We start from the raw sequence: 24,777 nt of genomic DNA, 5'->3' as shown, positions 1-24,777 counted from the left end.
GATTTAACCACAGAGGGCGCAGAGGGCGCAGAGAAAGAGAAGAGGAGAAGGGATTTGATAATGAGGATGTTTGGATGAAAGTTTTGCTGGTGAGTAATTACGATACTAAAGGTGGTGCTGCGAGGGCGACTTATCGGCTGCACAAGGGCTTGCAAAGTATCGGGGTGAATTCCGAAATTTTGGCTGGTTATAAGTTTAGTGATGATGAAACTGTGCGGTTGATGCCGACAAGGTTAGGAGAAAAGTTTAAGAGTCTCCGAGGAAAATTAAATAGATTGCCGTTAAAAGTTTATCCCAAACTAGGTCAGGTAATTTTTTCGCCGCAATGGGTTCCTGATTCTCTGGCATCGGAAGTTGCCAAAATTAACCCTGATGCGATCAATTTGCACTGGGTTTGTGAAGGTTATATGCAGATTGAAACTCTGGCTAAGTTTAATAAACCGGTGGTTTGGACGCTGCACGATATGTGGGCGTTTACGGGTGGATGTCACTACAGTGAAAATTGCGATCGCTATCTTGATGCTTGCGGTGCTTGTCCGCAACTGCACAGCACTAAGGATGCTGATATTTCTCGTTGGATTTGGCAGCGGAAAGCTGAGGCTTGGCAAAATTTGAATCTGACTTTGGTAACTCCGAGTCATTGGTTGGCTGAATGCGCGAAATCTAGTTCTTTGTTGAAAAATTATCCAGTTAAAGTCATTGCGAATGGCCTTGATGCTGAACTCTACAAGCCGCTGAACCGCCCGCAGGTGAGGGATAGTTTGAATTTGCCTCAAGATAAACAGTTGGTCTTGTTTGGGGCGATGCAGGGTACGGGCGATCGCTGGAAGGGGTTTCCGTTGCTGGTTCCGGCTTTGCAAAGCCTCAGTCAGTCGGGTTGGCAAGATAAGATTGAACTGTTGGTTTTTGGGTGTTCTGAGCCTGAAAGCCCGATCGATGTTGGTTTCAAAACTCATTATTTAGGCAGGTTGGATGATACTACTTTGTCACAGGTTTATGCAGCGGCGGATGTGATGGTTGTACCTTCGCGGTACGAAGCTTTTGGGCAGACGGCATCGGAAGCCATGGCTTGCGGTACGCCTGTGGTGGCTTTTGATGTGACGGGACTAAAAGATATTGTCGATCGCCAGTACAATGGCTATTTAGCCCAACCCTATGATACCGAGGATTTAGCGCGAGGGATTGCTTGGGTGCTAGAAGATGGTGAGCGGCATCAAAAGCTTTGTCGCCTAGCACGAGAGAAAGTTGAAGCCAAGTTTACCTTAGAAGTGCAAGCTCGCGAGTATCAAAATCTTTATCAAGAAGTTTGCCAAGCTCCTAAGTAAGTAAAACTGATTAAATGTAAAACTTGTAGGGTATTTATAATGCCGATTTTTGGGTGTTTATTAGTATATTTTCGGACAGCCGACGTGTTGATTGTTACAATTACACCGTCAGGCAATTAGAGGCTGGGCAAAGCTGGCCAATCAAAAAATAAACGATCGACTAAATATCTTGATACTTGTGACAGATTAAGTTATTAATTGAATAGGACTCGCCTGCGATCGGCATTGTCGATCGCCCGAGGACAGTTTTATACCAATTTTGCACAAACAGCCCAATATTTGATATAGATGGAGCAGATAAGTATAGCAGTCCTGATGACTTGCCATAACCGCAAGTTAAAGACTTTGGCCACTCTAGAGTCGCTGTTTAAGCAAAAATTAACAAAGGAAATTGCACTCAATGCTTATCTGGTAGATGATGGTAGCACTGATGGCACAGCAGAAGTAATACAGCAAACATACCCTCACGTCAAGATTTTTTCGGGAGATGGTAACTTATTTTGGAATGGAGGAATGCGGGTTGCTTTCAGCGAAGCTATGAAAGACGATCCAGACTACTATGTCTGGCTCAACGACGACACCGTACTCGAACCAGAAGCTTTCAACGACTTGCTCGCCACCAGTAGCGAGCTAATCAAAAAAGGAGAAAAAAAGGCGATCGTTGCCGGCTCTACTCGCGATCCAGAAACCGGTGATTTTACATACGGCGGTATAGTCAAGATTACCCCATTACTTCCCTTTAAATTTCGCTTCCTTCAGCCAACAAAAGCACCTCAGCCTTGTGACAGCATGAATGGTAACTGCGTGTTAATTCCCCGCAGCGTGGTTGAACTGGTTGGCAATCTCGATCCAGCCTTTATTCATTATCTATCAGATTGGGAATACGGTCTGCGTGCCCGACAAAAAGGCTGTACAGTTTGGATAGCTCCAGGCTATCAAGGAACCTGTTCTCCCAATCCGCAATCAACAACAATAGCGGCTGCCAATATGAGTGAAGGCTTGGAAAAAATGAACCAACCCAAGGGTTTAGCTTTTAAAGATGCTACCCTTCAACCCTGGGAAGAGTGGAAAGTTTTTGCTCGCCGTCACGGTGGTTTATTCTGGCCAGTATATTGGTTGCTACCTTACAGAAGGTTAGTTTGGTTTTCAGTTTTAAGCAAGCTGGGATTCAATAAAAACAAAACTGAAGGTGAATAGCATGGTCGATAGAGATGATTTGCGCGTCGCTTGGCTGGTTCCAGAAGTAGAATTGGGCGCATATTGGCAGCCTGTATTAAGAGAATTTACAAAAGTATATAAAAATACTGTGTTTTATACTGGTCGCGTTTGGTCTGGGTTCGATCCGACGCTACCGGGAGCATCAGCAATTAAATTGGTAGGGGAGACTAAATTTGTCGAGACAGAAAAGATCGAAACAGGATACGATCGCGGTTTCATCGCAGTGTCGCCTAGAATCATCGGTCACTTGCTCAAATTTAGGCCACAAGTAGTTTTTCCTCAAGCTTTTTCTTTGTGGACTGTCTTGGTAATTCTCCTCAAACCGCTTTGTCAATGGCGAGTTGCAATTATTTATGACGGGAGTTCGCCAAACACAGATTTTCGAGATTCGAGTTTTCGGACATTCGCCAGACGCATTTTAGCTAAGTTTGCCGATGCTTTTGTTTCTAACAGCCAAGCTGGAAAAAGATATTTGGTGGAAGTTCTCCATGCACCCCAAGAGCAAGTTTTTACGAGAACTTATTTAGTTCCCGATGCGGAAACGCTGCTGAAACCTTTGGTCACAACCAAGCCACTAAATTTAGATCTCAAACACCCAGTTTTTTTATATGTGGGACGGATCACAGCTAGAAAAGGAATTAAGACGCTGTTAGAAGCTTGTGCCCTTCTCAAAAAGCAAGGATATTCTGATTATACTTTACTAATTGTTGGCAAGGGCGACCAGCGAGAGGAGTTGGAAGCTTTTATTAAAGAGCAAGATTTCCCCGAGCAAGTAAACTGGGTGGGATGGGTTGACTACGGAAGTTTGGGAGCTTATTTTCAGCTTGCTGATATTTTTGTTTTTCCTACTTTTGAGGATGTCTGGGGTATGGTTGTACCGGAAGCAATGGTGTTTGGGAAACCGGTATTGTGTTCTAACGGTGCAGCTTCCTGTGAGTTAATTGCGTCTGGGGAAAACGGTTATATTTTTGACCCTAACAATGCCAAGGAGTTGGCAGAAAAAATGCAGATTCTCATAGACAATCCTAATTTGATTGAATCGATGGGAGAGTGTTCGCGACAGCTAATTTCTCAAAAATCTCCTGAAACAGCAGCTAAAGCTTATGTCGAAGTTACATCTTTTTTGATGAAGTCAGTTGACGGTTGACGGTTGACAGTTGACAGTTGACAGTTGACAGTTGACAGTTGTTAGTTGTTAGTTGTTAGTTGTTAGTTATTGGTTATTGGTTATTTATTACCAATAACTTCCTGATTCTATCTACAACAATTCCCAATTCCCAATTCCCAATTCCCAATTCCCAATTCCCAATTCCCAATTCCCAATTCCCAATTCCCAATTCCCAATTCCCAATTCCCAATGCCCTATTCCCTATTCCCTATTCCCTATTCCCTATTCCCAATTACCTATGAAAGTTTTATTATCTGCCTTTGCTTGCGAACCAAATCTAGGATCTGAAGAGGGAGTGGGATGGAATACTGTTATCCAATCTGCTAAACATCACGAAAGTTGGGTATTTACTCGGACGTTTTGTCGATCGTACATTGAAGCAGAACTAGAACGCAATCCAGTGCCCAACCTGCACTTTGTTTATTTCGATCCGTTTGGGTGGAGCGAAGATTGGAAAGGAAAACAAGGATTGCTGCAACTTCACTACTATCTGTGGCAAATCTGGGCTTATTTTATCGCTCGAAAGCTCGATCGCGAAATCGGTTTTGACATAGTACACCACGTAACTTATGTCAAACATTGGTCACCAAGTTTCCTGGCGCTGTTGCCGCATCCTTTTATTTGGGGGCCTGTCGGGGGTGCAGAAGCAGCACCAAAGCCTTTTTGGCAAGATTTTAGCCGCCGGGGCAGAATTTATGAAACACTGCGAGCATTGGCTCAAAGCGTAGGAGAACGCGATCCGTTTGTGGGGCTGACGGCGCGTCGCAGTGCGATCGCGCTAGCAACTACCGAAGAAACAGCAGCCCGACTGCGATTTCTCAAAGCAAAAAATGTGAAAATTTTCTCGCAAGTCGGTTTGTCCCAGCAGGAAATTGAGGAACTAGAAAAATTTCCAACCCCGCCCGATCGACCAATTAGATTTATTAGTGTGGGTCGTCTATTACACTGGAAAGGAGTGCACTTGGGACTCCGTGCATTTGCGGAGGCAAACGTGGAAGAATCGGAATACTGGATTGTGGGAGACGGCCCGGAAAGGAAGCGTTTAGAAGCTTTGGTAACAGAATTGGGACTGGCAAATAAAGTATATTTTTGGGGAGCTTTATCGCGTACTGAAACTCTTTCAAAAATGGGCGAGTCTCATGTTCTCCTCCATCCGAGTTTGCACGACTCGGGAGGTTTTGTATGTACTGAAATCATGGGGATTGGGCGTCCTACGATTTGTTTGGATTTAGGTGGGCCTGCGACTCAAGTAACGGCCCAAACTGGCATTAAAGTCAAGGCTAGCGAGCCCGAAAATTCGACGAAAGGTCTAGCAGAAGCTATAGTGTGTTTAGCGCACGATCGTGAATTGCGAGATCGCTTGGGTCGAGCCGGTCAAAAGCGCGTCAGGGAAATATATGACTGGAACATAAAAGGTAAATTTTTTGCCGAATTGTGCGCCGAATTGTGCGAAGATGTATTCCAAGGCAAATCAGGATAACTTCTGATTTGTGCGATCGCACAAAACAAAGAAAACTATATTTTTTAGGCGGTGAAACGTGAGCGTTGCAATTATTACTGGAGCGGCGGGTTTAATTGGATCCGAGGCTTGTAAATTCTTTGCCAAACAAGGTTTCGACATCGTTGGCATCGACAACAATATGCGTCAGTTCTTTTTTGGTGCTGATGGTTCTACTAATTGGAACCGCCAACAACTCGAAAAATCACTGGGAACAAAGTATTACCATTTAGATGTGGACATTCGCGACTATGAAGCGATTACCAATATCTTTCAGCGGTATGGCGAGTCGATCGAGTTAGTAATTCACACAGCAGCCCAACCCAGCCACGATTGGGCTGCCCGCGCTCCTAAAATAGATTTTACCGTCAACGCTAACGGTACTCTCAATCTTTTAGAAGTAACTCGCTTGTACTGTCCCAAAGCCGTTTTCATTTTTACTTCTACCAACAAAGTATACGGCGATACGCCCAACAAATTACCTTTAATTGAATTAGAACACAGGTGGGAAATTGAACCAGGTCACACTTACGAAGGTGGGATTCGGGAAGATATGTCAATCGATCAGTGCCTGCACAGTTTGTTTGGTGCGTCTAAGGTGTCCGCTGATATTTTAGTTCAAGAATACGGTCGTTATTTTAATATGAATACGGCTTGTTTTAGGGGTGGCTGTCTGACTGGGCCCAATCATTCGGGAGCTCAATTACACGGATTTCTCGCCTACTTGATGAAGTGCGCCGTGACAGGAACTCCCTACACCGTGTTTGGGTACAAAGGCAAGCAAGTCCGCGACAACATTCACAGTGCTGATTTAATTTCTGCTTTTTATGAATTTTATAAAGCTCCCAGAAGCGCCCAGGTTTATAATACAGGAGGAGGCAGATATAGCAATTGTTCGATGTTAGAAGCCATCCAGATGTGTGAGGCAATTGCTGAACGCAAATTTAATTGGACATATGCAGAAGGGAATCGCATTGGCGATCACATTTGGTGGATTAGCGACAACTCAAAATTTTCCAGCCACTATCCTGACTGGAAAATGAAATATAACGTCAAACAAATCCTACAGGAGATTTATGACTGTAACCGCGAGCGCTGGCTGAAAGAAGGGGCGCAGAATTGAGCGGGACAAAAATAATGGGCTGGCATTTTTGGTAAAGATTGAATACAACGTTAAACAAATCCTACAGGAGATTTATGACTGTAACGGCTGTTGGCTTACAGAGGTGTTCTATGATCGATCTCGGGAAAAAGAATGTACTAGGCATATTAGTAAATGCCCTGAATTATGAAGCGGCTGTCAGCAAAATTATTGCGGCAGCCAAGGCCGGAAAACCACTTTCAGTTTCGGCTCTAGCGGTGCACGGGGTAATGACAGGGGTTCTTGACAGCACTCACCGCTATCGGCTCAATCACATTGACTTAGTATTGCCGGATGGACAACCGGTAAGGTGGGCGTTAAATTTGCTCTACAATACGGGATTGCCCGATCGAGTTTGCGGGCCGAATGCGATGTTAGAAATCTGCGAACGTGCGGCCGAAGAAGGATTATCTATCTATTTGTACGGCTCTAAAGCTTCTGTACTGGAGGCTTTGTCTCGCAATCTCTGCCAACTTTATCCCAAGTTAATTATTGCTGGAACTCAGCCTTCTAAATTTAGGCACGTTTCGCCGGAAGAGAAAAAGGAAATTGCGCTGCAAATTCGCAACAGCGGTGCAGCCATTACTTTTGTAGGTTTGGGCTGTCCGCGACAAGAAGTCTGGGCTTACGAATACCGGGATGACATATCAATGCCACTGATTGCTGTAGGTGCAGCCTACGATTTTCATGCGGGAAATTTGGCTAAATCTCCTGAGATTTTAGGTAAGATGGGTTTGGAATGGCTGTTTAGGTTCATGAAGGAACCCCGACGCCTCTGGAAGCGGTATGTTTTGTTAAATCCGCTTTATATCTGGCTGTTTTTGCTGCAAGCTTTCAAATTAAAAGAGTTCGACCCCAAAGACGCCACGCCGCCTGTGGAAGAAGTATTGTATGGTTGAATTTTATCTATTGTGTTGTAAATAGTCAGTTTTGACTAATAAAAAGCCACAAGCCGAAAGTAGAAATAATAAATAATTATTTTAACTGGCAACTTTAAACTTGTGACTATTTAAATCGAGAATTAATGGGTTGTTTTCTGTGATTTTTGTTTTGCTTGCTTTGTAACTTGCTATTTAGATTGCTGAGGAACTAGCAGCCGTCATTGTTCGATCGTTTGGGGGACTTGAACTCGACAGCCAGCACAGTTGCAGCCTGAAGTTATGAGGGCGAGGTCTCCTATTTTGTCAGAGTTGATTTCTGGCAGCGAGGATTGGGTTTCGTCTTGATTTATGTCTGGATTGGCTGATATTTCGCCATTGCGCTCAATGCTGGGATTTGGGGAAATTCGGGTGCTAGCATTAGCGGGATTTACCGCTAAGATCGTTAAGGCTACAGAACCGGAGCAGCCGAGCAAAGTTAGTAGGTTTTTGTTCACGATAACTTTCCTGTAGAGGGGAAAGACATTAGTTTAACAGACTGATTTGAGCCATCGCATAAAATTTAACTTTTTATTTGAGATTGCTTGTTTGTATTGAAACAAGTTTGGCAATTAGTCTAGTCTAAATTCAGGCTATTGTATGTTTGTGGGAAAATTAAAAAAATTAGAGCCGATCGACCGCACGGCTGTATCATTGATGGTATTGCTGAGTTTCGCGATCGGGTTTTTGCTTGCTCTGGGCGATCGATCTTTACCGAAAGTGCGCGATTTTAGCTGGGAAAACAAACAAGTAGGGGCGAGAGATACGGCTTTTGTCCTGACTTTCAGCCGCCAGATGGATCGTGCAAGCGTTGAAGCAAACCTGCACGTCGAGCCACCTTTGCCGGGAAAAATTAGTTGGTCGGGGCGACGGCTAGTATATACTTTGATCGCGCCTCCCCAGTACGATCGCACTTATACAATTTCATTGCAACAAGCGCGGGAAAAACTAGGTTCTGACAAACAAGGAAATGCGATCGCACCGTTTGTCAGTCAATTTAGCACGCCCGATCGCGCTTTTGTTTACACTGGCACAGAAGCCTCAGAAAAAGGGCGGTTAATTCTTTACAATCTCACCCGCAAACAAAAAATCATCCTCACTCCTGAAAATTTAGTAATTAAAGATTATAAAATTTACCCAGTGGGCGATCGCATTTTATTTTCTGCTAGCGAATGGTCAAAATATCAGCCTGGTTTGTACGAACAATCCTTGTATGCCGTCACTACAGGCAGAAGTTCCGATCCGGCTCAAAAACCTGGCAGCATTCAGCAGATTTTAGGCAATCAAGACTATGAAAATCTCAAATTCGATCTGTCTGCTGACGGCAAGACGATCGCGATTCAGCGGGCAAAGAGGGGCAATGCAGAGGACATTGGTTTGTGGGTAGTGCGATCGTCCACTTCGGCGGTGCCGCAGCGGTTGTTAAGTCATCCCGCTGGAGAATTTGCGATCGCCCCAGACAGCGCAACTTTAGCCAATCCCCAAGCAGACGGGATCGCCATTTTATCCCTCACACCAAACGTCAAACCTTTAGAGTTCATACCATCTTTTCGGAGAGTGTTCAGCTTCACTCCCGACGGCAGAGAATCGGCAATGCTCAAGTACAATAGCGATTTTACGCAGTCAATCTTTTTAGTAACCAACCAGGGATTGCAAAAAGAATTGATCCGCACCGCCGGAGAATTCCTCAACTGTCAGTTTGATCCCAGAAATCCTCAGCTTTACTGCTTGTTAACCAGGCGCCAGCCCGGAAAAGATTTTTCCGAGCAACTCACCCTAGAAGCAATTAATTTGCAGACATTTGCAGTAAAACCGCTGTTAGTTTTGCCCGACCAAGTGGAGACAAAAATGAGCTTGTCGCCCGATGGGTTAGAATTGCTGTTAGATCGGCTAGTTGTCAAGAAATCGGAACCAGTCGCAGGAGATTTGAGAACAGATGGCGGAAATGCGATCGCCTCTTCAACTCTCATACTTTTAAACTTAAAAAACGCACCGGCATCTACTAATAATTCTCCATCACCCGAAGACTTGCCTTTAAAAGGATTCCGCCCCCGCTGGCTGCCCTAAACAAAATCTTTTACCAAAAAGAATGGGTTTAAAGCCGGAAGCGCGATCGGGATAAATTAAAAGAAAACAATTCATTAATCGAATCCTCTTCCTTCTAGGTAGAGGTAGCTGTCAACTATCAACCAATACTGTTTACTTAAGACCGATCCCCCCTAACCCCCCTTAAAAAGGGGGGAAAGAAAGCTCTTAAAGTCCCCCTTCTTAAGGGGGGATTTAGGGGGATCTCCGAGTATAAGAATTCTTAAGTGAACCGTATTGAACTATCAACTATCAACTGTCAACTGTCAAAGGACTTACGCAAGAGGCCTAGAGATAGGGGCGATTCCTGCTCGGGATTGTTCCTACTTTCACACCGTATGCAGAGCTGGTGAGTCAGGGTAGCATCTCAGTTTGCTTGAATAGTGCCACATCGCTTGCGATAGCTTTATAGAAGCTTTGCTATGTGGGGAAAGTAGCACTAAGGCAAAAAAGACGTAATTGCCCAAGTTAGATGCACCCGTCCGTCATGCGTAAGTTCTGTCTTAGGTAATGGGAAGCCTCGCTTCTGAAATTCTCAAGGTAATAAGAAATTCTCAAAGCCTTATTTCCCTTCCTTCGCTCTTACTATGACTTTTGTACAACAATTCTGACTGAATCGTATTTTTTCTCGTCGGGAGCCAGAAATGTTTTCAGTAGTAACTTCCAAGCTTGGAGTTTACTGTTTGCTTTGGGCTTTACCATCCCAGGAGATTGCCTTGAATCGAGCGCATTCAAAATTTTTCTTTCATCATCGATCCAACCGTTAGTAAATAGGCGATAGTAGCCATTAAACTCGGTAGAAATCACCTCAAATCCCACCTGTTGGCAGATAGCGCGCAAACTGTCCGGTGTGAAGAAATAAAAATGCCTTGGCACATCTAGATGGAGCCATGCAATCCCTGATTCTTTTAGCGCCCTACACGAGTTATTTGGTACTTCCATCACCAATTTGCCGCCGTCCACGAGCAACTCCATGGTATTGCGGAGTGCCAGTACAGGATTTATGGTATGTTCCAGTACGTGGTTCATAATAATCATGTCGTATTTTCTCGACGTGATTTCCGGGGGCAAAGATTCAGCAGTGCCATAATATACATCAAGATTTCGTTCCTCGGCGAAACGCAAAGCTTGTCTATCTGGTTCTACTCCCCAGACTTTGTGACCATCCAATTTGAAGTCTTCCAGCAGTTTGCCATTGGCGCAACCGATTTCTAGTATCGAGTAAGAAGAAGTCCCGAACTGCTGTTTCCACCATTGAGTGGTGACATCTACTCCCTTATCGAAACGCCAAGCTAGATGGGTTCGCAATTTATCGAAGAAGGAAATAGAAGAGGGTGCTTCTGAGTCGGTAAATTCTGCATGGTGAGTATAGTAATCGTCGATGTCGTAGAAGCTCTCAATTTGGTCTAGTTCTGGTAGAGGATGGAGGCATCCAAGTTGTGATTTTTGACACCAGTACAATTGAAATGACTCTTTATTTGCAGGTCTTCGCCAATCACCCGGGATGAATAACCAGGGTTTCATACTCTGTCCCGATATAAGGGAAACTACAGTAGGACTTAAGGGCTTCTGAGTTTGCATTGGAGTTCTCCTTATTTTACAGACTTGATGTACTGATAACCACCGGAGTCGCAGTTTACATCATGAAATCAGTTATCGCAGTTGAAAATTGTGTGTTCTGATACACAGTAGATGATTACCCTAAAATTATGAGGATTCAGAAACAGATTTCTCCGGCATGGTTGTTAGCTTAGCATCTTATTGAAGATAACTCATTGAATTTCAATACTCAGGACAGGTTTTAGTCAGAAATCAGGCTGGGATAGGGTTTGGGCTTTCTCGACAGCTCAAATTTAAACGGTAGAATGAGGGTTTGGGCCACTGCCCAAAAATGTCGAAATTATTGTAACTTGCTTTGTCACTTGTTCGATAAAAACACACTTGTTCCCTTATTTTCTTTGATAAAGCGGATATAAAGGTGCTTGAACACTGACTTAATCACCCGAGGCATCCCAAAGTCGATCGGCATCATATTTTCCGGCAATTTCCAATCGAAAACCTTGAGAGTTTCCGGGCGCAACAGTGGAAAATCGAGTTCCTCCAAATTCGAGCACAGTCCCAATCTCATCGCCGCAGCTACAGTCGGAACCATTGCTGGATCGACATTAATAATTTCCACTAAAGTTCGATCCAAAGCAAACACATCACTGGAGGCGCCCAAAATTCCTAAAAACTTAGGTTCGCCGCCGCTGGGCCCGTTACCTTCGTGACCGATAATGCCATCCAAAATCGTCAAATTTGGGTTAATTGTCCGGGCCGTTTCTACCAGCATTTGACCGAATCTGGCGCTATCTTTGCCGGCTTCCATGTGCCACCAAGCCTTCATTTTCCCGGGCACGCAGCCGAACAAGTTTTTGACGCCCATTGTGACGGTTAATTGAACGTGAGATTTGAGTTTGGGCAGATTAATCACCACATCCGCTTCCATTGCTTCTTTGCAAAGTCGGAGATGATTGAAATCTTGGCTGACTGTTTTGTAACGTTTTCCTTGAAACTCTACTACGGGCAAATTTAGTTCTGCCAACAGTGGCAAATAACCGTTGGCTTTGGCGACACCTATGGCGCTACCAAAAGCCGGACTGTCTCCTAAAAACGGTTTACCACCTGCTTCGATGACCATTTTCGCCACGCAGTAAACTAATTCTGGGCGGGTGACGCATTCTTTGGTAGGGCGAGCACCTGTGAGGAGGTTGGGTTTGAGTAAAACACGATCGCCCGATTTGACAAAAGCTGAGATTCCGCCCAAGGGTGCGAGCAGGTTCTCTAAAGATTTTTGTAGCTTTTGGCGATCGTATGAATTGGCCCGAATTAAACTAACAGAAGACATAATCATTCAGTTGACAGTTGACAGTTGACAGTTGACAGTTGATAAAAGAAGGAAGAGGATTGGAGTAATGAATCGTGTTATTTTAATTTCTCCCGATCGGGGAGAGGCTTTAAACTAATTGTTTCTGGGAATCGGGAATTGGGAATTGGGATTTGGGATTTGGCGATCGGGAATTGGCAGGAGAAATGGATTATTAGTATTTTTACACTTCGTGATTACCAATTACCAATTACCAATTACCAATTACCAATTACCAATTACCAATTACCCATTACCAATTACCCATTACCATCAACCAAGTTTAAGTAGACATCGGTAATCTGCCAGAAGCAGCCCGCTGCATGGTACTAACTCGCAGGGAGTTAGGGAAAATTCCTTGACCTTGAAGTTCCGGGATAGCAGGTTTAACTTCCACTTTCACCAATCGGGCCGTGCAGATAAAAACCGTTTGATCGACTAGATGAAAAGTCAACCAAGGTTGATTTAACAAATTCAGCACTTCCTCTTGAAATTCTAGTGCGGGCATCGGAATAGTAAAGGTTTCCGTGTGACCTTCCACATAATGAAATGTCACTTGAGTGGTGTTCTCTTTATCTTGAGTTACTTTGCCAAAGGAACCTGCGCGCATAAATATTGCTCCCAAACTTTAGAGTTGAAAAGATTAAGATGGCGGTTGAAACCGCGTCTAAAGAAACCTAGGCGTTAGATAGGACGTACGGTTGAAACCGCGTCTACACAAACGAAGTCCACCTGCGTGGTGTAAAGAAAATACTTTAATTTTAACCGCCCGGCCTTCAACCCGCACTAGAAGGGTTTTGTTTTGATAGACGCGGTTTCAACCGCCCGGTTTTCTGGCATCGCACTCATTTTCTCCAAATCGAGAACTGTTGCCAAGTCTTCTGCATTCATTAAACCGCGTTCCAGCACAATTTGCCGCAAAGATTTGCCGGTTTCGAGAGATTCTTTGGCGACGGCGGCGGCGTTGAGATAGCCGATGTGAGTATTGAGGGCGGTAACGAGGGCGAGACTGCCTTCTGCGTAGGCGAGACATCGATCGCCATTGGCTTCAATTTTGTCGAGGCATTTGGTTGTTAGGGCGCTGATGGTGTTGCCCAAAATTTCGATGCTGTGAATTAGATTGTAGGCGATCAGGGGCATCATTACGTTCAATTCTAATTGTCCTGCTTGGGCTGCTAGGGCGATCGCGCTATCGTAACCCATGACTTGAAAACAAACCATCGATGTCATTTCTGCCATCACCGGATTGTATTTCCCAGGCATAATGGACGAACCAGGTTGCACGGGAGGCAGTTGAATTTCCTTGAAACCTGTTTTTGGCCCCGAGTCCATCAAACGCAAGTCGTGGGACATTTTAACGCAATCCTGAGCGAGATTTCGGATGGCGCCGGAGACATTGACAAACGGCGCCATACTCTGCATTGCTGCCATTAAATGTGGTGCTGGTTTCAGAGGTTTTCCGATTAACTCCGAAAGAATTTGAGCGACTTTTTCGCAGTATTCTGGGTGAGTATTTAAGCCAGTTCCCGCGGCGCTTCCGCCCAATCCCAAGGATGTTAAATCTCCGGAAGCAGTGGCAATTCTGGCACTGTGCTCTCTAAGAATCTGTGCCCAAGCGGCGAAGGTTTCGCCGAGTCGCACCGGGACGGCATCTTGCAGGTGAGTGCGGCCGGATTTGACGATATTGTGGAATTCTACGGCTTTTTTGTCCAGGGATGCGATCGCCTGCGACAAAGCCGGGAACAAAGTTTTTTCCAAAGCCAACAATCCGCCAATCCGAATTGCAGTTGGAATCACATCATTGGTTGATTGACCGTAGTTTACGTGATCGTTGGGACTAACGCGCTTGTAGTTACCTTTTTCATCGCCCATAATTTCCAAAGCGCGATTGGAAAGAACTTCATTGACATTCATGTGGTGAGAAGTTCCGGCGCCTGCTTGGTAGACATCAACGACAAATTGATCGCGCAAATTTCCTGCTAAAACTTCATCAGCAGCTTTAATCAGTGCTGTGCTGATATCTTCAGGAATGCAGCCTAGTTTACCGTTAGCTATGGCGGCAGCTTTTTTAATTAAAACGCAAGCATCGACGTAAGTTGATAAAGGCTTGATACCGCTAATTGGAAAATTTTCAACGGCGCGCAGAGTTTGGATGCCGTAGTAAACAGTAGATGGGATTTGTTTGTCTCCCATCGAGTCGCTTTCGGTGCGGTAGGTGATGGTTGGCTGTTGAGTCATATCGTCTGGTTTGTGATAATTAGGAAGTGTACAATTTTTTGGGTAACACCACGCTGCGGGTGTTTTTACTGTACCGCACCCGCTGGCGACTGTGCAGTAATGCTTCAACAGTTGACAGTTGACAGTTGACAGTTGACAGTTGACAGTTTGAGAGCGACCTCTACCTAGAAGGAAGAGGATTGGAGTAATGAATAGTCTGATTTTTATTTCTCCCGATCGGGGTTACGACTTTCAACCAATTCTTTCTGGTAAGTTGCGATCGCCTAGAATTATCTCACATCTCGGGGTTCCCTCTCCAATCAAGTTGGCGGTAAGGGCGATCGCACGCACACAGCCCCAGTCAGCTATAATCCTACAAGTAAACAAATTTCACTCTTACTGTTAAACTCCCATGAGAACACCAGCAAAAAGTTTCAAATTCCCGCTCAATATTTTGACGATCGGCTTAAGTGCATCCCTGATTTTTCCAGCTTCAGTAAAAGCCATATCCAGCATGGTTTCCTCCCCAGCAACTTCCGAAAAACCTGCCGTTTTAATGGCTAAGGTTCAGCAGCGAATCCAGTTCAAAAAAGGTACTAATTCAGCGGAAATCAAAGGAGGAGTAGCGCGCGGCACTGTTAATACTTATTTGATTAAAGCTAAAAAAGGGCAAAAGATGAAGATCGAGATCCAATCCCTTGAAAAAAATGCTGTTTTTAACATCATAGACCCAAATACAAAGACAATAGTTAAAGAATCAAAAAACTGGTCTGGAGAATTGAGCCAAACAGGAGACTATCAAATAGCTATCGGCACAGAAAGAGGAGGTGCAAGTTACAGTATGTCAGTTTCGATCGAGTAAGTAACCACACAAAATTAATTACATAAAAACTCCTTTGTCGGCAATGGTTTCAGTTAGTCGTAGGGTGTGTCGCACGAGAACAATCCCTAAATTTCACGCCATATCTCATGGCGACGCACGTTACACATTGGGTGGACGAAACAAACCATACAATATAATTGTTCGTTTTGCTGATAAGAGGCTCAGTTTATAAGGTGCGTCGCTTTGAGATTGTCCATTTTTTTGAGGGATTGTTAATGGCGACGCACCCTACAGCTAATGTTGTATAAATGCCTGAAAATTGGTATTAAATCCTGACAAGCGAATTTCTTGATGGTACCCGCCACGTGATTTATCCGTGGAATCAATCCCAAATCGAAAATCTAAAATCCTCTCTTCCCCCAAATTTATCCGTGGGGTCGCCTCTAAAATCTAAAATCTAAAATCTAAAATCGATTGACTTGTGGGATGGTGCCCAGAGTCCGTCCGAAAATTTGATTAAAAGGACTTTTGCAAGAAGTCTAAGGTGCGTCGCTTTGAGATTGTCCATTTTTTTTGAGGGATTGTTAATGGCGACGCACCCGACTACTGTTGAACCGGGTAATTTTAGGGTGGTAAATATTCCATTAAAATTTAAAACAAATAATCTATACACCGTTCCGGTTCATCGTACCGTAACTGTTTAACCAAATTTCTGGATTTTGTAACAAAAGTTCAAGCTTTGCATCCCGTAAAGTTGTTATATTTGGGTTGCAAAAACAATTTTGAAGCGGGCGCATTGTCAAATATTATGTCGCGTTACCAAACCATAAATAACCTTGTTAGCCTCCAACAGGCACTCGAAGGAATAATTGTTGACGATTTAAAAAAGCTCAAAGCATTATTACCAGATCCTCGTAAATTAACCCGTAAAGCAGATCTGGTTGATGGCATTAGATCGCAATTGCTGGGAGAGAACCTTCGGAAGGTGTGGGCGAAATTAGACGACCTTCAAAAAGCGGCTGTAGCTGAAGTTATACATGGGGAGGATGGTATTTATTTTCCTGAGATATTTAGCGCAAAATACGGAGAACCAGCAAATTTTGGAACAAGCGATCGCTATGGAACTAACAGAGAACCATCACTGCTATGCTTGTTTATTTATGGCAGGCAGATACCCTACGATTTAGAAGAAGAATTGCTGAAATTTGTTCCAGAACCCAAAGAAGCCACGTTAGATAATGTTGGTGAAACATTACAAAATCAGGTTAAACTCAGCGTTCAAAGATATAACTATAGTACAGGAGAAAAGGAGACAGAAGAATACGATATTCCCTTGGCTTCTTGTGAAACACAGTTGGCAGCTACAAAGGATTTTGCAGCCGTTTTGCGTCTGATTCAGTCGGGTAAAGTTGCGGTTAGCGAGAAAACTGCTTTACCTACTGCTGGAAGTGTAAAGGCGATCGCCTCTATATTGCAAGGCGGTGATTTTTATAATGAGGAACAGCGTCAAATTAGCCTAGCCAAGGATAGCGACTACGATGATGAAGTATTCGCTGAAATCGGTAGCATCAAGCCCTTTGCTTGGATAATGATAGCGCAAGGGAGCAAGTTCGCGGAACGATCGGGCAAAAAGCTAGTTTTGACAAAAGCGGGACAGAAAGCTTTACAAGAATCACCCGCCAAAGGTTTACAGACAGCATGGAAACGCTGGTTAAAGACAAAAGTCTTTGATGAATTTCGCCGCATTGATGCGATCAAAGGACAAACTGGGAGGGGTGCAGGTGGCATTACGGATGTCACTTGGCGGAGAGATGCGATCGTCTCTGTGCTCGTAGAATGTCCTGTGGGTAAGTGGATTATGTTTCATGATTTTAGTAGATATCTAGTCGCAACGGGCCATAGATTTGAGGTGACGGAGGAACCGTACTATCTGTATATTGGTGAAGCTGGGTATGGAAACTTATCAGAATTGGGTGGCGACAGTTGGCCGATTCTGGAAGAACGATATATGCGCTGTTTTTTGTTTGAGTATGCTGCTACTTTGGGAATCATTGATGTTGCATATGTCGATCCGTTACTCATACCATCCGATTATGACTATCTTTGGGGAACGGACAATCTGGAATTTCTCAGTCGTTATGATGGCTTAGTATATTTTCGCTTGACGGCTTTGGGGGCTTATTGTTTGGATTTGACGGATAAGTATATTCCGCCAGCAATTGAGGTTCGTCAAACGCTGCGGGTATTGCCGAATCTAGAAATTATTGCGGCGGGAGATGGTGTCGAGACATCTGATGCGATCGTCCTGGATATCTATACTAAGAAAGTTTCGGATGTGGTGTGGCGTCTCGATCGCCCAAAAATCTTTGTAGCCATTGAAAACGGATATCCATTAGCCGAGTTTACAGAGTTTTTGGACGCCCGGAGTATTGAACCGCTGCCGCAAACTGTGCAACAATTTCTGACGGATGTTACAGAGCGATCGAATAGCGTGCAAGATATAGGTAGTGTCAGGTTGATCGAATGTACTACCGCCCATATAGCATTGCTGATTGCCAATGATTCCCGTACTAAAAAGTTCTGTCAGTTGGCGGGCGATCGCACTGTAGCGGTTCCATTGGGCCAGGAAACGAAATTTCGCACCGCCCTGCGACAAATGGGTTATGTCTTACCCCAGTCGGATAAATAATACACCTGATATTATGAGTATCAACAATCGCGCGAAAACCTTTGTATCTTTCGTTTATAGCCGAGGCAAGATCCCCCTAAATCCCCCTTAAAAAGGGGGACTTTGAGAAGCATCCTGTCTCCCCCACAAGAGTATTTGTAGGGTGCGTCGCTGGCGATAAATCCCTAAAAAAGATATACAATCTCGATCGCGACGCACCTTTGACATAGACTGGAACAAATCAACCAAACATTTCTCTTCCTTCTTCCTTCTCCCCTCTTTTTACCCTGATCGAACTCGAAGGGATTTTTTCCTTCTATCAACTATCAACTATCAACTGTCAACTGCCAACTGTCAACTATCAACTATCAACTGTCAACTGCCAACTGTCAACTGCCAACTGTCAACTGCCAACTGCCAACTGTCAACTGTCAACTATCAACTGTCAACTGTGAATTATGAGTTATGTTGCTGAGAATGCTTTAATCGTGCAGAGCGATCGCTCAATTTTACTAGAAGTTCACGCCCCTACAGCGAAATTAGCACGAGAAGCGATCGCACCTTTTGCCGAATTAATCAAAAGTCCCGAACACATCCACACCTATCGGATCACGCCCTTGAGTGTGTGGAATGCCAGGGCGGCGGGAATGTTAGTTGAATTGATGATCGCAGCGCTGCGAAAGTATGCTAAATATGATATTCCCGAATCGGTAGCGCAGGAAATTGAACTACTCGGTACGCGCTACGGATTGACGGTAATTGAAAGGATTGATGCGGAAAATCCCAATTTACAACTGCGGATTGTCGATCGCCCGCTGACGGAGTTGTTAGTGCGGGACGATCGCGTAAAACCGCTGTTAGGTAAGCGGATTTCGGATCTTTGCTTTCAAGTCGATGCGGGGAATCGGGGTGTACTCAAACAAGCTTTGCTAGCAGTAGGTTATCCGGCGGAAGATTTGGCTGGATATATCGAGGGTGCCGAGTTGGCGATTGCGTTGCGCGATCGCACTTTAGGAGGCGACTTACCCTTCAATTTGCGCGCCTATCAAAAGGAAGCCGTAGAGGCATTCTATCAAGGCGGAGAGGTTAGAGGTGGCAGTGGGACGATCGTCCTACCATGCGGGGCTGGTAAGACGATTGTGGGGATGATTGCGATGAGTTTGGTGCAGCAAAAGACACTGATTCTCACCAGCAGTTTGACTTCGGTGCACCAGTGGCGCAGGGAAATATTGGACAAGACGAGTTTAACTGAAGATGCGATCGCCGAGTACAGCAGCAACAGCAAAAAAACGGCTTCTGTAACTCTCTCGACTTACCAAATGCTCAGTTATCGATCGACTAAAGATGATGAATTCCCCCACTTCGAGTTATTTAACGCGCAATCCTGGGGACTGATTATCTATGATGAAGTTCATCTATTACCCGCACCGATATTTCGGATTACCGCCGACTTACAAGCGCGACGCCGCTTAGGTTTGACTGCGACATTGATTCGCGAAGACGGGAAAGAAGGCGATGTTTTCACGCTAATTGGCCCGAAGCGCTATGACGTACCTTGGCGGGAATTGGAAGGACAGGGATTTATTGCTACAGCTAATTGTACCGAAATCCGCGTCGCCCAAAATGAGGTCGAAAAAATGGAATATGCCCTAGCGCCGCGCCGCAGTCAGTTTCGGATTGCTGCGGAAAATCCGGGTAAGTTGGATGTGGTGCAAAATTTGTTGCAAAAGGAAGCGGGACACCGTATTTTAATTATTGGTGAGTATCTCGAACAGTTGGATGCGATCGCCCGAGTTACCGATTTGCCGCTGATTACGGGGAAGACAAAACAGGTTGAGCGCGATCGGTTATACGAAGCATTCCGTCACAAAGAGATTCCCGGATTAATTCTATCTCGCGTGGGCAATTTTGCCGTCGATTTACCCGATGCCGATGTGTTAATTCAAGTATCAGGTAAATATGGTTCTCGCCAAGAAGAAGCGCAGCGCCTCGGACGGATTCTCCGGCCTAAATCTGACGGACATACTGCGAGTTTTTATACATTAGTGTCGCTACAAACTTGCGAGGAAGATTTTGCGCGACACCGCCAACTGTTTCTGACTGAACAGGGCTACAGTTATACTATTGAGGTTCAAGGCGATGGTTAGTTGGCTTGGCAGGATAGACCGGGTGCATCTCATTTTTGCAAATATACTCGTAGGGGCGAAGCCCTTCCCAAATTGAGATGCACCCATCGATTAAGTTAAGCTATAATAGACTGATTGCAACCTTAACCTAAACATGACTCAAGCTGAAAAGACTTCTATTTTTCAAAAAGCAATAGATACCGTAGAAGCTCTCTCGCCTGAAGAGCAGAATATGCTGATCGATATCATTCAAAACCGTCTTAAGCAACAGCATCGCGATGAACTATTGAAAGCAGTTGCCGAGTCAGAAAAAGATTATGAAATAGGCAATGTGCGTCGAGGTACAGTTGCCGACTTGATGGCGGAGTTAGATGAGTGAAAACTTTAATTTGGAGTTCAGCCTTTACTCGTGCGCTCAAGCGTTTAGTTCGCCAAAATCCGCAATTGCGCTCTTTAGTTGAGCAAACATTACAACAACTTGCTGAAGAGCCATTTGCTCCTACTTTACGGACTCATAAACTCAAAGGAGATTTATCGGATAGATGGTCTTGTTCCATTGACTATAGCAATCGAATTGTGTTTAAATTTGTTCATAATTCAGATACAGATGAAGCAGAGATTTTACTGCTGACTCTTGGCTCTCATGATGATGTTTACTAAGTTTTATGAATACAGCCTCTAATTGCTTGGATGATTATGAAATGCTGGATGACTGTATATAACTGCTGATGGGATAGGATTTTAGCGATCGAAATTGTGATCGGCGTGATTTGCAAACATGGAACTACAAAACTTGGCTGCGTGATAAATAAACCGATCAACGCTTAAGGAAGGTAATTGAAATGTCAGAAACAATCAATTTTGAGCAAGCCGTGTTAGAGAATCTGCGACAGTTGCCAACTGAGAAACAAGAAGAAGTCCTCGACTTTGTACAATTCCTCGTGCAAAAAGCGTCACAGAAAAAGCAGTTATCCAGCGAAAGTTCTGAGTCTAACAATTCGCCAACAACCGCACCTACTCTCAAGCTCTCACTTACAGAAATTGCTAGGTTGCCGATCGCAGAACGCCATAAAATACTAGCACCATATATAGCAGCTACAGCCGAAGATTTTTTGACTTATCCTGAATTAACGGAGTTTTCGGTACTTGATGGCGAAGAATCTTTAATTGACTCAGCTATTACTCGCAGCCACGAGGCTTTTTTGAACAGCTACGCACCCGAAGACGAAGGACTTTATGATGACTATTGAATCGGGTGATTTTTGGGTAGCAAATATTCCCTTTACAGGTGGCGCAGGCTCTAAAAAACGTCCCATACTTTTATTGTGGTTGGATGGCGAGGATGTGGTAGCAGCAGCCGTCACCTCTGCAAAACCCCGCAGCCAAACTGATGTATTTCTTAATGATTGGCAAGCCAGCGGTTTGCGTATTGCTTCAACAGTGCGTTTATCTAGATTAGATTGTTTGGAAAAGTCTTTGTTGCTGGCGAAAATCGGACAAATTTCTCAAGCAGATGCAGAAGTAGTGAAACGAGTTTGGGATTTGTATGTTAAGCCTCAATTTTAATGATAAAGCGATCGCCCTTACAACTCCCTCAACCCAGGCCCAACCACAATACTTAATAAAAACTTTACAAAAGTTACCATGTTGCCCAACACGAGTTAGAGTTATCCTCTAAAATCCAGCAATCCTGCAAAGCGTCAACCTTCCAGTCACTTACGATGTCACATTAGCCAGATGTCCCGATTTATTGATACTCGACTACGGCTTAATTAAAACAGCGCCGCAAAAGACATCAAATAAATGTTAAGCAGCGCAACATATCTAAATCTAGTAAAATTTGACATCTACCGATATCTGAGTGAAAATCGTCTTATTTCATTAGCAGCTTCTTGCCGTAGATTTATTGATTCAAGCCTACCTAGCTCTTGCCACACCACATTAATAGGCATGAGTACGCCATTATTCACTTGAATAGTAGGGTATTCACAACCTGGATAATCTTCTCTAATAACCCAATCACCTTTTACTCTGCGTCGTATAACCTCTCCTACATAGGCAACTAGATTATCGTATAAATCAGCTTGAAGTTTTTCAAATCCATAACTTTCAGCCTTGCTAGATACAATGTCTAAACTTTTGTATGAATAATCCAACTCCTCATCCAAAATATCTAAATAAATTGTTAACTCATTAATCAATTCATCAACCTTGTTAACGAGCTGTGCTTTGTTTTTTGAAAAATATATCCAATGACTTACAGAATTACCACGATTATTAGCATAGTCATCCCTCACCTTCTGTGTCCATCGCATCATTCGCAGAAAATCTTCTTTAGAGTAAATATATCCTGTACCAGGATTTAAAAATCCTTTTGGATCGAAAACAAATAGAAATCTATCATTTGATAACTCATAAATTTGAGGCTGATTCTTGTATCCAGTGCTATATGTCTCCTCAAAGAATTTTGTAAACTCCTCATGCAGTCTTCCCTCAGATTCTATTAATTCCTGAACCTGATTTCTTTTGAGCCGTTTCGCATTAAGAGATTTCTTCTTTCCCATTTTGATAATAAGTTTAAATGCAACTAATAGCCTAAGTCAAAATAATTGAGCAATTCGTAAACAGTATTTACTGTTTTTTGGCAGGATTCGCAAAAAGTTCTGCACAAGTTGAAAACTCTATTTGATTTATCCGTCAAAAATCTCAATTCTCAAACCTTACCATCCAAACTAAAAAACCCAAAATTTGCTCTACTGGCGGTAAGGAGTAAATATTCAGGTCGATGGTTACTTCGTTTCCAATAAGCTGAAGAAATTGCCATTGGAGACCATTAGTAACACAACCATAGAGGGTAGGTAAAGGTTTTTGTTTAGCTTCATTAAATTTCTGTGCCGCCACCATTTCTGCAACACACTGACCAATTCCTGTTTTTAAATCTGCCTGTTTTGCCTCTACAATAATAATGGCGGGTGCTTCAATTGCTAATTGTTCTGTGGAACAACTGATCAAAAAGTCGCAGCGTCCATTCAATCCCAGAGATTCGTCTACGTTGAAATCTTCCCCAGAGAACAGACTAATTTGACGGTTGACAATGCGGCGAACCTCTACAAGCACAGGGCTAATAATTAGCTCCGATCTGGCTTTTTCGCTGCCTGTAGCTACAGCAAGTGGCAAGGTTTCTTCCAGAGTTGCCGCCAGACTAATACTGGGTTGGATGGGGGCAATTTTAGGGAGAAATCTGATTCCTTCTACTGTGGTTAAATTGAAGGCTTCTTTAACCTTGCTGATGGTTGTGAATTGACTGTATGGCATATTTTTGTGGCTCTCATTAACTAATATATTGTTTATGTGTCAAAAATAAAATTTTATACGTTTTCTATTTCTGTACTTTCTTCTGTTCCATTGTGTTGAGCAGTTGCGAAAGATTCTGATTGAGAATTTCATATCCCTCTGCGTTCAAGTGTAGTTCATCGCTTCTATATTTCGGCAATATCATGCCCTGACTATCGCCAATAATAGGGAATGTATCAAACACTATAATTTTATCTCCAGCTAATGTAGCGATGTAAGTATTGACTTCTTTAATTGCCCGACTTATATCATCAGACCAAAAAGGCTTGCGTTCTAGTGGCACTTCTCCGACTGGGAAAATAGTAGTCACGATTACTACTGCACCTAGATTCTTAGATTCTTCGACAATTCGTTTAATATTTGCTTGACAATTGGCAACGATCGCATTTCTGCTTTCAGGAAACAAGGGAATGGTTTTCAGATCGTTGACACCAACTTGGATAATTACGATTTTGGGTTTTAAGGAACTCACATGATAGGCAAATCTCTCGATCGCCTGAACAGAGGTTTGAGAAGCAATTCCCCGGTTAATAAACTCATATTCACCGAGATTGGGCGATGTCCAACTGGCGGCCCTGGAGTCACCAAAGAAAACCACACGGGTTTGCTTGGTATTAGTAACTGGCTGGGCATTGATAGGATGGTTGGTCAATCCCAGAGGATCTAAGCGAGTTTGATTGAGTTCGCGATAATACTGTTTGGCTCGACCCAAAAGCAGAATATTTAGGAAAATTGAACTTCCTAGCACTAATAAAAGAGCGATCGACAGAATAGTAGGTTTGCTCACTGCCATGTTTTTGGAATTGCGCTGCAATTTAATGTCATATCTTAGGAGAACTCAATATCGATATACTAGCGATATTTAGCTGCATAGCTATCCATTCATCCTAAGTTATGTTCCTTCAAATTCTCCCATTGCTCCCAGCCGAATAGTGATTAACTCTACATCGGTTAACGCTTCATGCGCTCCTTGTCTTGTTCCTTTTGGGGTTGTCCAAAAGCATCCCGCTTCACACACCCGATCGCCCGTTTTAAGACTACCCGAAACGACGAATACATACTCATCAGCCGGATGAGTATGAACTGGAATAATTGTACCTTGCTTCATCTTCAAGCGATGAATCGATCCTTGCGGCACAGGCTCAGCTAATACCACCCAACTTGTCCCAGGAAACACCGATAAATCAGCGAATTGTTGTGTGGATAAGTCTTGAAAACTTTGAGTCATAGGTTTTATTCTCGCCGTGCTGTACATTCATTATACCGATCGCCCTTACAACCCTCCAGCCCATGCCCAACCACAATACTTAATAAAAACTTTACAAAAGTTAC

26 protein-coding genes are annotated in these 24,777 nt (G+C 43.7%); 16 read left to right on the top strand and 10 right to left on the bottom strand.

From position 1 onward, the window contains the following. Window positions 1-74 precede the first annotated feature (74 nt). The 3 genes from JGK22_RS11365 to JGK22_RS11355 all read left to right on the top strand — a co-directional run bounded on the left by JGK22_RS11365 (window position 75) and on the right by JGK22_RS11355 (window position 3,690). Complete coding sequence (locus tag JGK22_RS11365; RefSeq protein WP_293211959.1) at window positions 75-1,325, top strand: glycosyltransferase family 4 protein; 1,251 nt, start codon at window positions 75-77, stop codon at window positions 1,323-1,325. Between the two features lie 315 nt (window positions 1,326-1,640). Continuing rightward, entirely contained in the window at window positions 1,641-2,522 is an 882-nt protein-coding gene (locus tag JGK22_RS11360) for a glycosyltransferase family 2 protein (RefSeq protein ID WP_325315236.1), read from the top strand. A gap of 1 nt (window position 2,523) precedes the next feature. After that, a complete protein-coding gene (locus JGK22_RS11355) occupies window positions 2,524-3,690 on the top strand; it encodes a glycosyltransferase family 4 protein (RefSeq protein ID WP_293223985.1) in 1,167 nt (388 codons plus the stop codon). A gap of 73 nt (window positions 3,691-3,763) precedes the next feature. Here the strand turns inward: JGK22_RS11355 and JGK22_RS11350 are convergent, their stop codons facing one another. Beyond that, window positions 3,764-3,901 carry a hypothetical protein gene (locus JGK22_RS11350; RefSeq protein ID WP_293293067.1) on the bottom strand — a complete coding sequence of 46 codons (138 nt, stop codon included), beginning with the start codon at window positions 3,899-3,901 and terminating at the stop codon, window positions 3,764-3,766. A gap of 48 nt (window positions 3,902-3,949) precedes the next feature. Between JGK22_RS11350 and JGK22_RS11345 the strand changes: the two genes are divergently transcribed. The 3 genes from JGK22_RS11345 (at window position 3,950) to JGK22_RS11335 (ending at window position 7,249) form a co-directional block, all read left to right on the top strand. After that, window positions 3,950-5,191 carry a glycosyltransferase gene (locus JGK22_RS11345; protein WP_293312885.1) on the top strand — a complete coding sequence of 414 codons (1,242 nt, stop codon included), beginning with the start codon at window positions 3,950-3,952 and terminating at the stop codon, window positions 5,189-5,191. A gap of 58 nt (window positions 5,192-5,249) precedes the next feature. Continuing rightward, window positions 5,250-6,332, top strand: a complete 1,083-nt coding sequence (locus JGK22_RS11340) for an NAD-dependent epimerase/dehydratase family protein (RefSeq protein ID WP_293183713.1) — start codon at window positions 5,250-5,252, stop codon at window positions 6,330-6,332. A 110-nt stretch (window positions 6,333-6,442) separates the two neighbouring features. Beyond that, window positions 6,443-7,249 (top strand): WecB/TagA/CpsF family glycosyltransferase, encoded by an 807-nt coding sequence (locus JGK22_RS11335; RefSeq protein WP_293183711.1) that lies wholly within the window; start codon window positions 6,443-6,445, stop codon window positions 7,247-7,249. A 200-nt stretch (window positions 7,250-7,449) separates the two neighbouring features. Here JGK22_RS11335 and JGK22_RS11330 read toward each other — a convergent pair whose 3' ends face one another. Next, complete coding sequence (locus JGK22_RS11330; protein ID WP_293183709.1) at window positions 7,450-7,725, bottom strand: hypothetical protein; 276 nt, start codon at window positions 7,723-7,725, stop codon at window positions 7,450-7,452. Window positions 7,726-7,867: 142 nt separating this feature from the next. On the opposite strand from JGK22_RS11330, the gene JGK22_RS11325 reads away from it, so the two are divergent. Then, window positions 7,868-9,334 (top strand): Ig-like domain-containing protein, encoded by a 1,467-nt coding sequence (locus JGK22_RS11325; protein WP_293223983.1) that lies wholly within the window; start codon window positions 7,868-7,870, stop codon window positions 9,332-9,334. 603 nt (window positions 9,335-9,937) lie between these two features. On the opposite strand, the gene JGK22_RS11320 is transcribed toward JGK22_RS11325, so the two are convergent. Together JGK22_RS11320 and JGK22_RS11315 are read right to left on the bottom strand one after the other, a co-directional pair. Further along, window positions 9,938-10,876, bottom strand: a complete 939-nt coding sequence (locus JGK22_RS11320; protein WP_293191965.1) for a class I SAM-dependent methyltransferase — start codon at window positions 10,874-10,876, stop codon at window positions 9,938-9,940. A gap of 394 nt (window positions 10,877-11,270) precedes the next feature. Further along, on the bottom strand, window positions 11,271-12,239 hold the full coding sequence (locus JGK22_RS11315) for a DUF362 domain-containing protein (RefSeq protein ID WP_293217067.1): 969 nt from the start codon (window positions 12,237-12,239) through the stop codon (window positions 11,271-11,273). 138 nt (window positions 12,240-12,377) lie between these two features. Here JGK22_RS11315 and JGK22_RS11310 point away from each other — a divergent pair, with 138 nt between their 5' ends. Then, on the top strand, window positions 12,378-12,548 hold the full coding sequence (locus tag JGK22_RS11310) for a hypothetical protein (protein ID WP_293206942.1): 171 nt from the start codon (window positions 12,378-12,380) through the stop codon (window positions 12,546-12,548). Here JGK22_RS11310 and JGK22_RS11305 read toward each other — a convergent pair. Next, on the bottom strand, window positions 12,541-12,867 hold the full coding sequence (locus JGK22_RS11305; RefSeq protein ID WP_293206940.1) for a hypothetical protein: 327 nt from the start codon (window positions 12,865-12,867) through the stop codon (window positions 12,541-12,543). The two genes, JGK22_RS11310 and JGK22_RS11305, sit on opposite strands and share 8 nt — an antisense overlap. A gap of 176 nt (window positions 12,868-13,043) precedes the next feature. Continuing rightward, window positions 13,044-14,495: an aspartate ammonia-lyase gene (locus JGK22_RS11300; protein ID WP_293312883.1), complete on the bottom strand. Its 1,452-nt coding sequence runs from the start codon at window positions 14,493-14,495 to the stop codon at window positions 13,044-13,046. A 187-nt stretch (window positions 14,496-14,682) separates the two neighbouring features. Here JGK22_RS11300 and JGK22_RS11295 point away from each other — a divergent pair, with 187 nt between their 5' ends. The 8 genes from JGK22_RS11295 to JGK22_RS11260 all read left to right on the top strand — a co-directional run bounded on the left by JGK22_RS11295 (window position 14,683) and on the right by JGK22_RS11260 (window position 21,657). After that, the gene (locus JGK22_RS11295; protein ID WP_293183700.1) at window positions 14,683-14,880 is read left to right on the top strand and encodes a hypothetical protein; all 198 of its coding nucleotides are present in this window, start codon (window positions 14,683-14,685) and stop codon (window positions 14,878-14,880) included. Window positions 14,881-14,886: 6 nt separating this feature from the next. After that, complete coding sequence (locus JGK22_RS11290; protein WP_293183698.1) at window positions 14,887-15,336, top strand: hypothetical protein; 450 nt, start codon at window positions 14,887-14,889, stop codon at window positions 15,334-15,336. A gap of 769 nt (window positions 15,337-16,105) precedes the next feature. Next, window positions 16,106-17,986: a hypothetical protein gene (locus JGK22_RS11285; protein ID WP_293312881.1), complete on the top strand. Its 1,881-nt coding sequence runs from the start codon at window positions 16,106-16,108 to the stop codon at window positions 17,984-17,986. 437 nt (window positions 17,987-18,423) lie between these two features. Then, window positions 18,424-20,112 carry a DNA repair helicase XPB gene (locus JGK22_RS11280; RefSeq protein WP_293223977.1) on the top strand — a complete coding sequence of 563 codons (1,689 nt, stop codon included), beginning with the start codon at window positions 18,424-18,426 and terminating at the stop codon, window positions 20,110-20,112. A gap of 133 nt (window positions 20,113-20,245) precedes the next feature. Continuing rightward, window positions 20,246-20,470 carry a hypothetical protein gene (locus tag JGK22_RS11275; RefSeq protein WP_293183692.1) on the top strand — a complete coding sequence of 75 codons (225 nt, stop codon included), beginning with the start codon at window positions 20,246-20,248 and terminating at the stop codon, window positions 20,468-20,470. Then, window positions 20,467-20,751 (top strand): type II toxin-antitoxin system mRNA interferase toxin, RelE/StbE family, encoded by a 285-nt coding sequence (locus JGK22_RS11270; RefSeq protein WP_293183690.1) that lies wholly within the window; start codon window positions 20,467-20,469, stop codon window positions 20,749-20,751. Before JGK22_RS11275 ends, JGK22_RS11270 begins: the two co-directional genes overlap by 4 nt. Window positions 20,752-20,933: 182 nt before the next feature. Next, on the top strand, window positions 20,934-21,341 hold the full coding sequence (locus JGK22_RS11265; RefSeq protein ID WP_293183688.1) for a DUF2281 domain-containing protein: 408 nt from the start codon (window positions 20,934-20,936) through the stop codon (window positions 21,339-21,341). After that, the gene (locus JGK22_RS11260; RefSeq protein ID WP_293183686.1) at window positions 21,328-21,657 is read left to right on the top strand and encodes a type II toxin-antitoxin system PemK/MazF family toxin; all 330 of its coding nucleotides are present in this window, start codon (window positions 21,328-21,330) and stop codon (window positions 21,655-21,657) included. Before JGK22_RS11265 ends, JGK22_RS11260 begins: the two co-directional genes overlap by 14 nt. A gap of 281 nt (window positions 21,658-21,938) precedes the next feature. Here JGK22_RS11260 and JGK22_RS11255 read toward each other — a convergent pair whose 3' ends face one another. The 4 genes from JGK22_RS11255 to JGK22_RS11240 all read right to left on the bottom strand — a co-directional run bounded on the left by JGK22_RS11255 (window position 21,939) and on the right by JGK22_RS11240 (window position 24,673). Next, window positions 21,939-22,655 carry a hypothetical protein gene (locus JGK22_RS11255; RefSeq protein ID WP_293223975.1) on the bottom strand — a complete coding sequence of 239 codons (717 nt, stop codon included), beginning with the start codon at window positions 22,653-22,655 and terminating at the stop codon, window positions 21,939-21,941. A 142-nt stretch (window positions 22,656-22,797) separates the two neighbouring features. Next, a complete protein-coding gene (locus JGK22_RS11250) occupies window positions 22,798-23,406 on the bottom strand; it encodes a hypothetical protein (protein ID WP_293183682.1) in 609 nt (202 codons plus the stop codon). 64 nt (window positions 23,407-23,470) lie between these two features. Beyond that, the gene (locus JGK22_RS11245) at window positions 23,471-24,238 is read right to left on the bottom strand and encodes an SGNH/GDSL hydrolase family protein (protein ID WP_293312879.1); all 768 of its coding nucleotides are present in this window, start codon (window positions 24,236-24,238) and stop codon (window positions 23,471-23,473) included. Between the two features lie 99 nt (window positions 24,239-24,337). Beyond that, on the bottom strand, window positions 24,338-24,673 hold the full coding sequence (locus JGK22_RS11240; protein ID WP_293183678.1) for a DUF4437 domain-containing protein: 336 nt from the start codon (window positions 24,671-24,673) through the stop codon (window positions 24,338-24,340). Window positions 24,674-24,777 lie beyond the last annotated feature (104 nt).

The organism is Microcoleus sp. PH2017_08_TRC_O_A (genome assembly GCF_020738665.1).
Lineage (GTDB): Bacteria > Cyanobacteriota > Cyanobacteriia > Cyanobacteriales > Microcoleaceae > Microcoleus.
The sequence above is the reverse complement of the archived record's forward strand: the minus strand, read 5'-3'. Positions and strand labels throughout refer to the sequence as shown.